Below are 14,786 nucleotides of genomic sequence, written 5' to 3' on the forward strand. Positions count from 1 at the left end.
TAAACATGTTTGCCAATACGTTCATCAACCGGCCCGTGATGGCCATCGTTATTTCCATTGTCATCGTTTTATTGGGCATATTGGCTATTCTGGAACTTCCGGTTGGGCAATACCCGGACATTACGCCCCCGGTGGTGCAGGTGACAGGAACCTACACCGGTGCCGATGCCCAGACGGTGGAACAAACCGTGGCGACGCCCATCGAAACGCAGGTCAACGGAACGCCCAACATGCTGTATCTGCAAAGCAACAGCACCAGTGATGGCCGGATGACGATGAACGTCACGTTCGACGTCGGAACGGATGTGAACATTGCCGCCCTCGACGTTCAAAACCGGGTCGGAATTGCTCAACCGCAATTGCCTTCGGAAGTAACGCGGCTCGGTTTGACGGTTCGCAAGCGGAACCCGAGTTTGTTCATGCTGGTGGCGATTTATTCACCCAACAAAACCCACGGCGTTTCTTTTCTGGATAACTACGCCAATATTTTTATTCGGGACGCGCTGCTGCGGGTGGAAGGCGTCGGCGACATTTTTTCCCGTGCGGATGACTTCAGTATGCGAATCTGGCTGCAACCGGACAAGATCGCGCAGTTGGGCATGACACCCGGCGATGTGGTGGCGGCTTTGCAGGAGCAAAATCTCCAGGTGGCGGCTGGGTCGGTTGGTGCTCCGCCCCAGCAATCGTCACAGGCGTTTGAATACACGGTTTTTACGAACAGTCGGCTCAGTAAAGAAGAAGATTTTCGGAATATCGTCGTTCGCAGCAAGCCCGAAACCGGGTCCATCGTCTACCTGAAAGATGTGGCCCGCGTGCAGTTAGGGAAGTTCAGCTACGTCAGCAATTCCTTCGTCGACGGCAACCGGGCGGCTTATCTTCTCCTCTACCAATTGCCCGGCAGCAACGCCCTCTCAACAGCCAAAGGTGTTTATGCCGCTATGGATGAACTGAAGAAATCGTTTCCAAAAGACATCGATTATGTGGTGCCTTTCGAGTCGGTTTCGGTGGTGCAGGTCTCCGTCGATGAAGTGGTCAAAACGCTGGTTGAAGCCCTGATTCTGGTTACGATCGTGGTCTTTCTGTTCCTGCAAAACTGGCGGGCAACCCTGATTCCGGTGTTGGCCATCCCGGTTTCGATTTTGGGGACCTTCGCCTTTTTCATTCCGCTCGGTTTCACGATCAATACCCTGACCATGTTCGGCTTCGTTCTGGCCATCGGGATTGTGGTGGATGATGCCATCGTGGTAGTCGAGGCTGTGCAGCATTACATCGATACCGAGAAAATATCGGCTAAAGAAGCCACGCGTAAAGCCATGCGGGATATTTCGGGGCCGGTTGTGGCCATTGCCCTGATTCTGGCCGCGGTGTTTGTTCCGGTTGGGTTTATACCCGGAATCGTAGGACGACTTTACCAACAGTTTGCCATTACCATTGCCGTTTCGGTGCTGATCTCCGCTTTTGTCGCCCTTTCGTTAACGCCGGCTTTGTGTGCGCTGATGCTGAAACCCACGGAGATGAATGAGAAATCGAAGGGGCTGAACTGGTTTTTCTTCCGGTTTAACAAGTGGTTCGACCGAACGAGCAGCGCCTATGGCGGGGGCGTCAACCGGCTGATCAAAGTCTCACCGCTGGTGCTGGTGCTGCTGGCCTGTCTGTTTGTTGGAACCGGTTTTCTGTTCAAGAGCAAACCGACCGGTTTTATCCCAACCGAAGATGAAGGGCGCGTGATCATCACTTACGAAATTCCGGAAGCGGCTTCAACTACCCGAAGTCTGGATGTGCTGAACCGGGTGATGAACATTTTGAAACAGCAACCGTATGTGGCTCACTTTTCCGCCTTGGGCGGTTTGAATGCCGTCACGTTTTCCAGCAAATCGAACAGCGGAACGGTTTTTACCCAGTTGAAACCCTGGGATGAACGAAAAGATAAATCGGTTCAGATCGACTCGGTGGTGGTGAAACTGCAGCGCGCCCTGTCGAGCATTAAGGAAGCCAGTGTCGTTGTCATTCCGCCCCCGGCCATTCCCGGTTTAGGGCAAACCGCCGGTTTTACGTTTGAAATCGAGCAGCGCGAAAGCACAGACGACGTTCGGGCGTTTGATAAAGTGGTACAGACGTTCGTGGCGGAGGTGAACAAGCGACCGGAAATTGCCCGGGCTTTTACCTACTTTACGTCCAAAACACCGGCTTTCCGGGTGGATGTAGACCGGGAGAAATGCAAGAAACTGGGCATTAACGTCAGTGAGGTTTATACAACCATGCAGACTTATCTGGGAAGCGTCTACGTCAACGACTTCATAGTGTATGGCCGGAAATTTCGGGTGGTGGCGCAGGCGGATACGGCCTATCGGGCTGATATTCAACAACTAAACCGGTATTTCGTCCGCAACCGTGCCGGAGCGATGGTGCCGCTCAGTACGGTCATCAAAACCGAGGTCATTGAAAATGCGCCCCTGATTTCGCACTACAACCTGTTCCGCTCCGTCGAAATCAACGGGAGTCCAAAACCGGGCTACAGCAGTGGCCAGGCCATCGATGCACTGCGCGAAGTGGCCGACAAAGTGCTGCCCGCCGGTTATGGATATGACTTTTCCGGTTTGAGTCGGGAAGAGATTAGTTCGGGGTCCAGCACCGTGTATATTTTCGGGCTGTCGATTCTGTTTGTGTTTTTGTTTCTGGCTGCGCTCTACGAAAGCTGGTCGGTTCCCTTTGCGGTTCTCTTATCGGTTCCCATTGGGGCTTTCGGTGCCATTCTGACCCTGACATTGATTCCGTACCTGAGTAATAACGTGTATGCGCAAATAGGGTTGATCACACTGATTGGTCTGGCGGCCAAAAATGCCATTCTGATCGTGGAATTTGCGAAGGAGCGTGTCGACAAGGGGGTGGATTTGCTGGAGGCTACGCTCGACGCCGTCAAGTTGCGGCTTCGTCCGATTATTATGACGTCGCTGGCGTTTATTCTGGGTGTACTACCGTTGGTATTTGCCAGTGGAGCCGGTGCGGTAGCGCGGAAGACCATTGGGTGGACGGTTTTCGGAGGTATGTTAGCGGCAACCTCGCTGGCTATTTTTGTGGTGCCGGTTTTGTTTGTGACCATCACCCGGTTGGCCTATGGAAAGAAGAAACTGGCGGAGTTGAAGGAAATGGCAAAAAAACCGGCCTTGCAGCTTCAGGAAAACGACGGGGTAAACCTGTAAATTATTGAAACGCGAACTGATCCCGCCGAAACGTCTGCCGAAGCTGAATGAGGGCGATGCGGGTCCAGGTTTTTACGGTTCCCAGTGGCAAATTGAGGTATTCCGAAACCTCCTGCTGGGTATAGCCCTGCAAGTAGACAAGTTCGATAATTTGCCAATGTCTGGGATCGAGGGTCGTGTTTACTGCATCACTAAATCCGATGTAGCCCACGTTGTTCAACGTCACACTCATCCCCGGCAAATAGCCATCCAGTGGAATCTCAGCCTGTGGGGCTTTTTTATTGGCCCGCAGGTAATCTAACGCGGTGTTTCGGGTGACGTTAAGGAGCCAGGTGAAGAGTCGGCCTTTGGCCGGATCATGCCGGTGAATGTTCTTCCACACTTTCACGAAGGTATCCTGCAACAAATCTTCGGCTTCCGTTTCGTTTTTGACGATCTTGGTAATCACACCGAGCAGTGTGGCGGCATACCGATCGTACAGTTCGCTGAAAGCAACCCGGCTGTGCGTTTTAAGGCCCTCGATCAGATCTGTTTCAGAAGTGGTAGTAAAAGGCTTTTTCAAAAGGTAAAGAAGAATAGTAATGTGATCGATTAATTGGATTTGTAGCCAGTTGGTCTATTCCTATTCTTTGAACCAGCTACTCAGTAAGGCTAATTATACTACTTAACTCCAGTAGGCTAAAATTGTTCCGGATGTGATTAATTGGCCTGTTAAAAAATGTGTGACCAAAGGAAAATACCTAAAAATTAGAGTTGCACACAAACGAAAAAAGCTTCCCGACAGCGGGAAGCTTTTTTCTGATTACACTTCTGTTTTAAAAAAACACGCCGGCAGTCAGGGTAATTGTCGTCAGCTTCGAATCAATCTGGGCAGAGGCAAAATCCGATGTATTGGGCAGTGTATACGGGGTATAGGCCGATTTAAAGGTATTGTAGGTGGCACTACCATCCAAAAAGAAGCGATCGGTGCGGAAGCCAAGTCCTCCGGAGACCAGCAACCGGCTGCGGTCAATATTATTCAACTGCACTTTATACGGATCAGGCAGATAGGCAACCCCACCCCGGATACGGAGCAAGCCCGCCCGGATTTCGGCACCGGCCCGCAGGTTTACGACATTTTGATAGGTGTTCTGAATTTCTCTTCTAACATCGTTTTTAAAGGCATTGTTGTCCTGCGCATCGTAAACATTGGTGGTGACACGCATACCGGAGTAGCCTACATAATCAGCGGATGCCGTGATGAACCCAATTTTTCCCGAACCCAGAAAATATGTCAATCCACCAGATGCCCGGAAGGGTGTGGTCAGGGAATAATCAAAATTATTGGGTACGACAAAAACCTCGTTTCGTTCTAGGGGAAGGTTTGGGTCCCGGGCAACGGCCCGAAGTGATTGTTCAAACGATTCTTTCACACTGGTAAAGGTTGGGGTGGTCAACGAAGCACCCAATTGCAGATTACGGTCCGGTTTATAAATCAATCCCAATGAAAAATTGATGCCGTTTCCGGTCACACTGAAGTTATCGATCTGGCTGTAATTATCCAGTACGGCCCCGCCAACAACGGTTTCCCGGTAGACATTTTCGAAATCATACCGCAGGCGACTGAGTCCGAGGGAGGCTCCCACGTACAATTTATCGTCCAGGTTTCCGGCGTATCCGATCGTCCACTGCGAATTGGCCCCCGTTGAGGTGAACGTGTTCAATTGCTGGGTTGGCGCAGTGGCGTCATAGCGGAAATAGGGTGGGCCGGATTGATTCGGATTGGTAGAAGAAGGCGTCCCGTTGATCAAAAAAAGCTGATACGCAGCCGCTGAGGCAAAGTTGGCTTCGTTGGTATTTGCGTTGTATTGATTATTGATCTGGTCACCGGACAGGTTTCGGTTGTTGACATCGACAATGTACGAATCGACAATAGAACTGCGGTTGTTGCGCGCCTGAAATTCAAAACTGTTGCTCAGACTCACCTGACGGTTGTAAGTAATTCCCAGTGCAGTCCGGCGCCAGCGCCGGTTTTCATTTTGTTTGTTACCGGCCAGTACCACCCCGAATTGGCTGATGTTCGGCGTTGTTTTGGTATTGGTGGTTTGCGTACCGATGTAGGTCGACTGGGCATTCAGGATGTTGAACGAAGGGCTAAACGTGATTTCGGAGCGGTTGTAGAAGCCCAGACCAGCCGGATTGCCGAAGGTTGAGCTGGCATCACCACCAATGCTGACGTGATTGCCCCCCAATCCGCGCATCCGGGCGGTTCCGGTTTGCGTTAGTTCTGAATACCGAAACGCGTCACCGGCGTAAATATCAGCCTGGCTCCAGGCTGTGCCTGCGTACAGGAGCAAGCCCACGATGCAGATGCTATTTTTCATAAAGGTTGTGTGCTAAAAGTGAAAACAGGTTCCGGACTTGTGTGTAAATCTATTTGTAACTATAGATGCATTATGGAGCCGTTTGGTTTAAAAACAACCGCGAAAAATACCCATAGGTTACAATTCCGTCACGATTATACAACGAAAAAGCCCGTCGATTATAACATCGACGGGCTTTTTATTTTCAATAGCCACGGCTAACCGTGTTAAAAGATCTCAATATTACCGGGGACCCCGTGATCCGCCACCGCCTGAGTAGCCGCCACCGCCACCACTTGATCCGCCCCGGCTACCACCGCCACCACTGGGAGCGCTGTAGCTAGGTTGTGAAGGTGGACTGTAGCTGCGTTGGGTAGGAGCCTCGTAAGACCGCGTCGGCGCTGACTGGTAGCTGCGGGTTGGTGCCGTTGGTGATTGATAACTCCGTGATTGTTGCGGGGCACTATACCGCGATCCGCTATTGACCGAAGACGAAGGGGAAGGCGTGTAGCTGCCCCGGCTGTTGGAACGCGGTGCTGCGTAGTAGTCAGAGTTGCTGGGCGCACTGTAGCTCGGCGTAGCAGCGTTGTTGGCGCTGGTTCGACCACTGGTGCTGGATCCTCCGTAGTAATAATCACTACCCCGGCTGTTGGCCCGACCGGCACCGTAGGTGCCATTGTTGGTCGAACCTGAGGTGTTCGGACGGCTGTAGTAGGTGTTGTTGTTCGCTGCGTTCAACTCACCGGACCGACGACCGCCGTTGTTGTTATTATAACTCCGGGGCGTGTTGACAAAATCACCATTGTAGCGGTCGCGGCTCGATCCGCCACGGGCTCCGTACGTAGCGTTCCGGCTGGCTCCGATGTTGTTGTAATTGTTGACGACCACCACATTACGACCACCAAAACCGCCATAGCCATACGAATAAGGGCTGTAGAAGCTGTTGTAGCCATAGCCGAACGGGGAGTAAAACGAATCATAGAAACCACCACCGTAGCCAAAAGGACTGTAAGCATACCCGCCACCAAAGCCGAAGGGGCTATAACCAAAGGGACTGTAGAACGGGCTGTAAAACCGGTTGAATCCCCAGGGTGACATCATTCCCATGCCAATGCCCAAACTCAAACCACCGTAGAAAGGACTGTTCCATCCCCAGCGATTCCAGCCTGAATTCATCATGGCCATGTTGTAACCGTTGGAGAATCCGTCGGTATAAGCGTTATCGGTATTCCAGCCCGGATCGGGCGAAATACCCCGGGTTACCTTGCGGGCCGAAACTTCACTGTAGTACTCATCGTCAGAATACTGCGCGGCTGTCTGCTCGTTATAATACTCCGGGTCGGAGTTTAACGTACCGTTGTTAAACCGTTGGGTCGATTGACGACTTGCCAGCCGTTTCTCTTTTTGGGGCGATGATATGACGGCCGCATCGGAGGAAGACCCGTAGAGGTCATCAAATTCGCCCGCGTTCTGGGCGGTTTGTTTCGTGGAGCTACAGCCCCAGAAGCCAACCACGGCCAGTAAACTCAGGTATTTGAAGGTATGAAGCACTTTCATGGTGTTGTTTTGATAAAAGGTTTTAGGGACCGATTATATTGCTAAAACGCAGAACCTGGCAAATTGATTACAAATAAGCTGTTTGATTACAAATATAGGAGAAAAACCTATCTTTGCAAGCTTCTCATAACATTAGACCCACATTTGTACCGTAGGGTTTAACCGTGATCAAAAAAAAGTTTAGTACCTATGGCAAAAGCAATTCCGTCGCGTTCCGAGAATTATTCCGAGTGGTATAACGAGTTAATTAAAAGAGCGGATCTGGCCGAAAATTCGGCGGTTCGCGGCTGTATGGTGATCAAACCGTACGGTTTTTCGATTTGGGAAAAAATGCAGCGGGCTTTGGACGATATGTTCAAGGAAACCGGCCACAGCAATGCCTATTTCCCGTTGTTCATTCCGAAATCGTTTCTGAGTAAAGAAGCCTCGCATGTGGAAGGTTTCGCGAAAGAATGTGCTGTGGTAACGCATTACCGACTGAAAAATGCGGAAGATGGCTCCGGTGTCATCGTGGATCCGGAAGCCAAACTCGAAGAGGAACTGATCGTGCGTCCCACGTCGGAAACCGTCATCTGGAGTTCGTATAAAAACTGGATACAGTCTTACCGGGATTTGCCGCTGCTGATCAACCAGTGGGCTAACGTTGTTCGCTGGGAAATGCGGACCCGGATTTTTCTGCGGACGTCCGAGTTCCTCTGGCAGGAGGGGCACACCGCGCATTCGACAGCGAAGGAAGCAATGGAAGAAACAACCCAAATGCTGAACGTCTACGCCACATTTGCGGAAGAATGGATGGCAATGCCGGTGATCCGGGGGACCAAAACCGCCAACGAACGGTTTGCAGGAGCCGACGACACGCTCTGCATCGAGGCCATGATGCAGGACGGCAAGGCCCTGCAGGCGGGAACGTCCCACTTTCTGGGGCAGAATTTTGCCAAAGCCTTCGATGTAAAATTCCTGACCAAAGACAACCAGCAGGATTACGTCTGGGGAACTTCCTGGGGTGTCAGCACCCGCCTGATGGGCGCCCTGATTATGGCGCATTCGGACGACGACGGCCTGGTTTTGCCGCCCAAACTGGCCCCGATTCAGGTGGTGATTATTCCTATTTTCCGCAACGATGAGCAACTGGCGCAGTTATCGGAAAAAATCAACCCGCTGATCAAGGAGTTGAAGAAGGCCGGTATTTCGGTGAAATACGATACCAGTGATGCCAACAAACCGGGCTGGAAATTTGCCGAATACGAACTTCGAGGGGTACCGGTGCGGCTGGCGATGGGGATGCGGGATTTTGAAAACAATACCGTTGAAATTGCCCGGCGGGATCTGAAAACGAAAGAAACCATTTCGGCCGACGGTCTGGTGGCGCACATCCAGAATCTGCTGGAAGAGATTCAGCTCAATATATACAATAAAGCCGCGCAATTCCGGCAGGAGCATACGTTCCAGGTCGATACCTATGAGGCATTTAAGGAACAAATCGAAAAAGGCGGTTTTCTGATGGCCCACTGGGACGGCACTTCCGAAACCGAAGAAGCCATCAAGGAAGAAACCAAAGCCACCATTCGCTGTATTCCGCTGGATGCAGAACTGGAAGAAGGAACCTGTATTTACAGTGGAAAACCGTCGAAGCAGCGAGTTGTTTTTGCGAGGGCTTATTGAGAATGAGGATGAATGATGAGCGATGAACGATGAGTGGTTGACGGATTTCAGGCATCATTCATCGCTCATCATTCATCGTCCTCAAAGAATACTGGCTCAAATAATCGGCAAATTGTGCCTGACTTTCGGCGGGTTTGGGTAGTTTTGCCGCTACACAATTCAACTCGTATTATGGCAGAAGCAAAGGCTGGGGATACGGTGCAAGTGCACTATACCGGCAGAAAAAACGATGGTACCGTGTTTGATTCCTCCAGTGGCCGGTCGCCATTGCAGTTTCAGGTAGGAAGCGGCATGGTCATCCGGGGTTTCGACGAAGGCGTAAAAGGAATGGAGATAGGGCAGGCAAAAACCGTTCGGATTCCGGTGGAAGATGCCTACGGTCCGTCGAGCGAAGATATGATTTTTGAATTTGACCGCTCGCTGATACCGGATGATATTGAATTGGAAATTGGATTAACCCTCAACATGCATCAGGACGGTAACCCGCAGGCGGTTCCGGTGGTGGTTCGGAATGTGACGGCCACGTCGGTAACACTGGATGCCAACCATCCGCTGGCGGGCGAAGAACTGATCTTCGACATCGAACTGGTGGGAATCAATCCTTCCAAGTTGATCCTGTAAGAAGGAGTTACTAAGAGAATATTAAATGTAAAATGAGGAATGTCGAATGTTAAAGTAGCTTGGCGCTGTTCACTTTAACATTCGACATTCCTCATTTTACATTTAATATTCCCTTTTAATTAATCCGGATCAGATCAATCTTGAAAATCAGGATGGAGTTGGCCGGAATGCCGCCCTGCGCACGTGAACCATAGGCCAGACTCGGGGGTAAATAGAGTGTAATGCTGCCACCGGGTGCAATCAGCGGAATGCCTTCCTGCCAGCCCAGAATGAGCTGGTACAATCCAAAACTGATGTTTTTATTGCTGTCAAATACTTTGCCATTGGTCAGCGAACCTTCATAATTCACCGTCACGTTGGAGCGAACGGTTGGTTTTTCGCCTGAACCCGGAGCCTGAATGGTGTAGTAAAAACCACGGTCGTCGGCCGTAGCGGAGATGCCACTGGCCTCAATAAATTCTTTTAGGGTCGCCACTTCGGCCTCTGGTGCTTTCGCCATAAGAATGTCTGGTTAATCAGAAATCGTTTACGGCTGCAAGATAGCCGTTATAAATTTACCCAGGCCGAAACTTTGATTCCAAAGGTTGAAATATTGGGATTGTTGCGGTAGGTCAGGCGGTGAATGGCATCGATACGGAACACCTTGAAGATATTGTCGATGCCGTAGCCGACTTCCACATACGGCGCCCGGCTCAGCGACTGAAAACCCAAAACCGGTTCGCCCAATTGATTGGTGGCTGGAATCAGTGCCGTATTGGCCTGACTAACTCCGCCCATCAGGATGTTTCCGGTAGCCAAAAAACGCCACTTTAGCCGCCGGATTGCCGGAATCCGGTTGAAAAACAGGCCTTCAAAATTATGCTCGGCCATTACGCCCACATACCGGTCGGTGACAAATTCAAAGAAATTCATCAGATTATACGAGTTCTCGACCCGGAAAAATGTCTCGTTGCCCAGCGGCATATACAGCAGCGGATATGGAATGGTGGACGGAATGTACCCGGCATTGACCTGATAGCGGGTTCGGCCCAGAACGCCCATCCGGAACGAATGGCGCACGTTCAGGCTAAACCGGTGGTAAGAAAAATCGCCGTGCAGAACGTCCTGCATCCCCAACTGGTAGCGAAACGTGAACACCGGATTGTTGCTGCCTTCCACACTGAACCGGTCGTTGTCGCTTTGAATCATCAGCGAACCGGGAGCAAACCGGGTTTCGAACAGCAACTCGGTGGTGCGGTATTGACTGGCGGTGATCGTTTCCCGATCATTGGTGTTGTAGGCAAACGGAAAGAGTGGCTCGAAAGACCGGTTTCGTAAACTGATCGTCTGCGTTATTCCCTTGCCCAATTCACTTCGGAGGTAGGTATTGTGAAATTCCTGCATGTAGGGACGGCGCAACGTTCCGAAACGGGTATAAGCCGCAAAAATCGTGTTGCCGCCCAGGTTTTCCGACGATGTACCCAGCCGTTCGATGTCGTAACTTTTCTGAATACCGACAATCGTATACGGTTTTTTACTGACCACGTAGTCGATGTTCATGCCGTATTTGAACTGCTGGTCGCGCGTTCCATAGGCCAGATAACCGCCCAGAATCCACCGACGGCTGAAACCCGAATTCGTCCGCAAGCCCAGTCGCAGGCGATGCCCTTCGACATTGTTAAAGGCGTAGCTGTTCAGCAGCGGACCGGCGTCGAGGTGCAGAGATCCGAGTGGATAGTAACCAACGGCCGTCAGATTCACAACTTCCCCCAGAAATTTCATGAAAGGCACATTTCGGACGGAATCGACAATGGTAAAGGCCCGCAGTTCGTTCGGGTCCAGTCCTTCGGGGCGGATCGTTTGCCAGAATGCCGGGGATTTTTCGCTGTAGTTTTCGACCAGTTCCAGGGGCGGTTCGTAAAATTTCGACTCTTTGGGCACATTGACTTTTACGTTCCGGGCTGCAACATACATTCGGACCAACGCACCGGGGGCATTGGGTGTCGGCTCGTCGGTATCGATCAGCAGTTGCGTTAAAACCGGCAACCGAACTGATGACGTCTGGGTGCTGTCGCCCACATCTTCCCACTCCTGTTCAATCCGGATTTCATCGACAAAATTGATGTTGGCGCGCTGGTCGATTCTGGCGTCGATCTGCGTGAGACCCATGCGGGTGGTATCGATCCAGGCCGTGCCGGAAAACGCCAGATCGGTAGGCCGTTTGGGTTCGAAGTCGACCTGGTAGCAGACGAGCCCGCCAACGGTAACCGTATCGATCAGTCGGAATTTATAAATGGTTTGCCAGGCCTGTCCCAGCGGAGAGGGCAGGTCTTTCCGCAGCAGGCTGATGTAATTCTGATAAAAATTGTATTGTTGAAACGACGAGCCGGTCAATTGCGCCGAAACCCCGCCGTCGCTGATGCCTACACCCGAAGCGCGGCTTTTCAAAATCCGTTCTTTCACTTTGCGGGGGTTCGCCCGCTGGTAGTATTCCGAAAACGTTTCCGAAACAAACACCGGAACCGCCGGTTTCCCCTGGCTGTCGTATATGGCCGGGAGTTTGGAGAGCAAGCGGCCGACCGGGCCTCCTTTACGGCCGTTTTTGCGCTCGTTGGCAAAATTGTTGACGTAAGCTTCAACTTTGGAATAACTTTCGTACTGGAAAGCCGTCAGTTGGTCGGGGTCGAACTGGTCGCGCCGTCGGATGGCTTCCCGGATGATGCGGTAGGCCGGATCACCGCCTTTGGCGTAGATTTTTACTTCCTGAAGTTTGGTGGCGGAGGAGGTCAAAACGGCGTCGATGGTCTGAGAAGCCACCGGAATGATGCGGTAGGCCCGGTTCTGATACCCCAGACTGGAGAAAAGAAGAGAATCGCCGGTTTGGGTGGAGGTTAGTGAAAACTTGCCATTTTCATCCGATGTTGTTCCAACGGTTTTGCCTTTAATGGCTATATTGGCGAACGGAATGCCTTCTCCAGTACCGGCGTCGGTAACGCGACCACTGATCTTGTAGGCTGTTTGTGCAAGAACAGGAAAAAAGAGTGTATTCAGAATAATGAAAACTAGACTGAACCGCTCCCGTATAACGTGCTTCATTCGGAAAGGCAAGTGGTATGAATAATACCGGTTTAACACAAATCTAGTCAACAGAGTTTACCAGGTAAATTGATTTTATTTCATTTGAAGACGAATCGCCGAAATGTATAGATGAATCACCAGAATAATCCTATAAATTATCCGCTGTGGATTCATTTACCGGTATCACTTAGACTTTATATCCCATTTTTTGTCACAATCTGCAACCACTTTTTCCGTTAAACTCAGAAACTTGATTATGCCTACCGATCGATCGTCAGTTACCCGTACGCGGGAATACGCTGAAACGTTGCTTCACGAGATGCCGGCTGCGTTGGTTTACCACAACCTGACACACACCCGCGAGGTGGTTGAAGCCGCCGAATTGATTGGGAAAGAAAGTAACCTGCGCCCGGAAGAATTGGAAAACGTGCTGATTTCCGCCTGGTTACACGATCTGGGGTATGCGAAAGCCTGTCAGGAACACGAAACGATCGGTGCCGAAATGGCTCAACCTTTTTTAGAATCCCTTGCCATCGGGCCGGAGCGGATTCAGGCGGTTGTCGACAACATTCTGGCCACCCGGATGCCCCAGAATCCGAGGTCAAAAATGGCGGAAGTACTTTGCGATGCCGACCTGTTTCATCTGAGTTCCGACCGTTTTTTTGAGCGGAGCGAGATGCTGCGGCAGGAAGTGAAAAGTGTCTACGGAAAAGTGGGCAAACGGAAGTGGATGCAGGGCTCCATCGTTCTCATGGAAAAACACCATTATTTTACCGACTACGGCAAACAGGTTTTAACTCCGCTGAAGGAAAAAAATCTGAAAAAAGCCCGTCGCAAGTTGGCTGAACTGGAAGCCGAAGAAAATGAGAAAGACGGAAAACCCTCGGATAAACACAAATCGGAAGAAGAAACCGACAAGGTGAAAAAACCGGGACGCGGCATTGAAACCATGTTCCGCGTGACTTCCCAGAACCATTTCCAGCTCAGCGCCATGGCCGACAACAAGGCCAACATCATGATTTCGGTCAACACGATCATCGTTTCGCTGATCATCAGTATCCTGATCCGGAAACTGGAAGAATGGCCGCAGTTGGTCATACCCACCGTTATGCTGACGGCCAGTTGCCTGGTAGCGACCATTTTTGCCATTCTGGCCACCCGTCCCACCATCACCAGCGGGCGGTTTTCCAAGGAAGACATTCACCAGAAACAGGCGAACCTGCTGTTTTTTGGCAATTTTCACAAAATGGATCTGGCCGATTACGAGTGGGGAATGCGGGAAATGATGAACGACAGCGACTTTCTCTACAGCAGCATGACCCGGGATATTTATTTTCTGGGGAAAGTCCTGGGTAAAAAATACCGCCTGCTCCGAATTTCCTACACCACCTTTATGTTCGGGTTTGCAGCCTCCGTCCTGGCGTTTGGCCTGGCAGCCTATTATTTTCCGGTCAAATAATCTGAAACCTGTTTAAATGAAAAAATCGCAAGTTTTTGTTCTCGCCCTGCTCTGTTTTTTAGGAGCATGTACGGGCAAAAAAAGTAAGGATGATACCGGAAATCAGGCTGTTAACGGAGAGACTACCTTCGGAAAACAACCGTTGGCCTACGATCTGACTACACCCACCCGTCGCTTTACATTGCCGCCAGATCTGGAAGAAATCTCCGGATTGTCCTATTACAAAGACAACCAACTCCTATGTGTGCAGGACGAAAAAGCAGTTGCCTACTTTTTTGATCTGAAAAAAGAAGCCGTAACTGATTCTTCGGTTTTTGGCGGCTACGGCGATTATGAAGGCATCGAATGGGCCAAAGGCGAGATTTATACCCTGAAGAGCAACGGCGATCTGTACCATTTCAAACCGTTTTCGAAGGAAATTGCCCGTACGCCTACAGATTTGCCGGCCAAAACGGAGGTGGAAGGCCTGGCGTTTGATGCCGAAACCGAACGGCTGCTGATTGCAGTGAAAGAAAACCCCAAAAAGAACGAGAAAGCGGTTTATACGTACGATATCAAAACGAAGGTGGTTTACAAAGGCTTGACCATCAAGGATGACGTGCTAACCCAGGCTGGCGTGCCGTTTAACAAATTCAAACCGTCGGGTTTGGCTGTTCATCCAAAGACCGGCGACCTGTATTTCCTGACTTCCGTTGGAAAAATGATCGTCGTGTTCAACCGGAAAGGGAAGGTCGTTGCCACCGAAGCCCTTGACCCGAAACTGTATCGCCAACCCGAAGGCATTTGCTTTGCGCCCGACGGAACGCTCTACATCGCCAGCGAAGGCGACGGAAAACCCGGTTATATTCTCGAGTTTGCGAACCAGCCGTAATTCCGAATTGTAATAGG

10 protein-coding genes are annotated in these 14,786 nt (G+C 50.9%); 5 read left to right on the plus strand and 5 right to left on the minus strand.

What is annotated here, in order from left to right:
- Positions 1-5: 5 nt before the first annotated feature.
- Complete coding sequence (locus tag ACO064_RS29200; RefSeq protein ID WP_421830710.1) at positions 6-3,200, plus strand: efflux RND transporter permease subunit; 3,195 nt, start codon at positions 6-8, stop codon at positions 3,198-3,200.
- 1 nt (position 3,201) lies between these two features.
- On the opposite strand, the gene ACO064_RS29205 is transcribed toward ACO064_RS29200, so the two are convergent.
- From ACO064_RS29205 to ACO064_RS29215, 3 genes are all read right to left on the minus strand, one after another.
- On the minus strand, positions 3,202-3,762 hold the full coding sequence (locus ACO064_RS29205; protein ID WP_421830711.1) for an RNA polymerase sigma factor: 561 nt from the start codon (positions 3,760-3,762) through the stop codon (positions 3,202-3,204).
- 253 nt (positions 3,763-4,015) lie between these two features.
- The gene (locus tag ACO064_RS29210) at positions 4,016-5,563 is read right to left on the minus strand and encodes a hypothetical protein (RefSeq protein ID WP_421830712.1); all 1,548 of its coding nucleotides are present in this window, start codon (positions 5,561-5,563) and stop codon (positions 4,016-4,018) included.
- A gap of 222 nt (positions 5,564-5,785) precedes the next feature.
- A complete protein-coding gene (locus ACO064_RS29215) occupies positions 5,786-7,099 on the minus strand; it encodes a hypothetical protein (RefSeq protein WP_421830713.1) in 1,314 nt (437 codons plus the stop codon).
- Positions 7,100-7,288: 189 nt separating this feature from the next.
- Between ACO064_RS29215 and proS the strand changes: the two genes are divergently transcribed.
- Complete coding sequence (proS, locus tag ACO064_RS29220; protein WP_421830714.1) at positions 7,289-8,761, plus strand: proline--tRNA ligase; 1,473 nt, start codon at positions 7,289-7,291, stop codon at positions 8,759-8,761.
- A gap of 171 nt (positions 8,762-8,932) precedes the next feature.
- On the plus strand, positions 8,933-9,382 hold the full coding sequence (locus tag ACO064_RS29225) for an FKBP-type peptidyl-prolyl cis-trans isomerase (RefSeq protein ID WP_114409587.1): 450 nt from the start codon (positions 8,933-8,935) through the stop codon (positions 9,380-9,382).
- A 115-nt stretch (positions 9,383-9,497) separates the two neighbouring features.
- Here the strand turns inward: ACO064_RS29225 and ACO064_RS29230 are convergent, their stop codons facing one another.
- Together ACO064_RS29230 and ACO064_RS29235 are read right to left on the minus strand one after the other, a co-directional pair.
- Positions 9,498-9,881, minus strand: coding sequence for an FKBP-type peptidyl-prolyl cis-trans isomerase (locus ACO064_RS29230; RefSeq protein WP_114409586.1), 384 nt, complete (start codon positions 9,879-9,881; stop codon positions 9,498-9,500).
- 47 nt (positions 9,882-9,928) lie between these two features.
- The gene (locus tag ACO064_RS29235; protein ID WP_421830715.1) at positions 9,929-12,457 is read right to left on the minus strand and encodes a DUF5686 family protein; all 2,529 of its coding nucleotides are present in this window, start codon (positions 12,455-12,457) and stop codon (positions 9,929-9,931) included.
- Between the two features lie 238 nt (positions 12,458-12,695).
- Here ACO064_RS29235 and ACO064_RS29240 point away from each other — a divergent pair, with 238 nt between their 5' ends.
- Both ACO064_RS29240 and ACO064_RS29245 read left to right on the plus strand, forming a co-directional pair.
- Complete coding sequence (locus ACO064_RS29240; protein WP_421830716.1) at positions 12,696-13,898, plus strand: Pycsar system effector family protein; 1,203 nt, start codon at positions 12,696-12,698, stop codon at positions 13,896-13,898.
- A gap of 16 nt (positions 13,899-13,914) precedes the next feature.
- The gene (locus tag ACO064_RS29245) at positions 13,915-14,769 is read left to right on the plus strand and encodes an SdiA-regulated domain-containing protein (protein ID WP_421830717.1); all 855 of its coding nucleotides are present in this window, start codon (positions 13,915-13,917) and stop codon (positions 14,767-14,769) included.
- The last annotated feature ends 17 nt before the right edge of the window (positions 14,770-14,786 follow it).

Origin of the sequence: Larkinella sp., from assembly GCF_965227735.1 — a bacterium.
Lineage (GTDB): Bacteria > Bacteroidota > Bacteroidia > Cytophagales > Spirosomataceae > Larkinella.

Excerpts from the sequence above, each read along its gene's own strand:
- ACO064_RS29200 (WP_421830710.1), top strand. The coding sequence starts at position 6 with ATGTTTGCCAATACGTTCATCAACCGGCCCGTGATGGCCATCGTTATT.
- ACO064_RS29210 (WP_421830712.1), bottom strand. The coding sequence starts at position 5,563 with ATGAAAAATAGCATCTGCATCGTGGGCTTGCTCCTGTACGCAGGCACA.
- ACO064_RS29215 (WP_421830713.1), bottom strand. The coding sequence starts at position 7,099 with ATGAAAGTGCTTCATACCTTCAAATACCTGAGTTTACTGGCCGTGGTT.
- proS (WP_421830714.1), top strand. The coding sequence starts at position 7,289 with ATGGCAAAAGCAATTCCGTCGCGTTCCGAGAATTATTCCGAGTGGTAT.
- ACO064_RS29225 (WP_114409587.1), top strand. The coding sequence starts at position 8,933 with ATGGCAGAAGCAAAGGCTGGGGATACGGTGCAAGTGCACTATACCGGC.
- ACO064_RS29230 (WP_114409586.1), bottom strand. The coding sequence starts at position 9,881 with ATGGCGAAAGCACCAGAGGCCGAAGTGGCGACCCTAAAAGAATTTATT.
- ACO064_RS29235 (WP_421830715.1), bottom strand. The coding sequence starts at position 12,457 with ATGAAGCACGTTATACGGGAGCGGTTCAGTCTAGTTTTCATTATTCTG.
- ACO064_RS29240 (WP_421830716.1), top strand. The coding sequence starts at position 12,696 with ATGCCTACCGATCGATCGTCAGTTACCCGTACGCGGGAATACGCTGAA.
- ACO064_RS29245 (WP_421830717.1), top strand. The coding sequence starts at position 13,915 with ATGAAAAAATCGCAAGTTTTTGTTCTCGCCCTGCTCTGTTTTTTAGGA.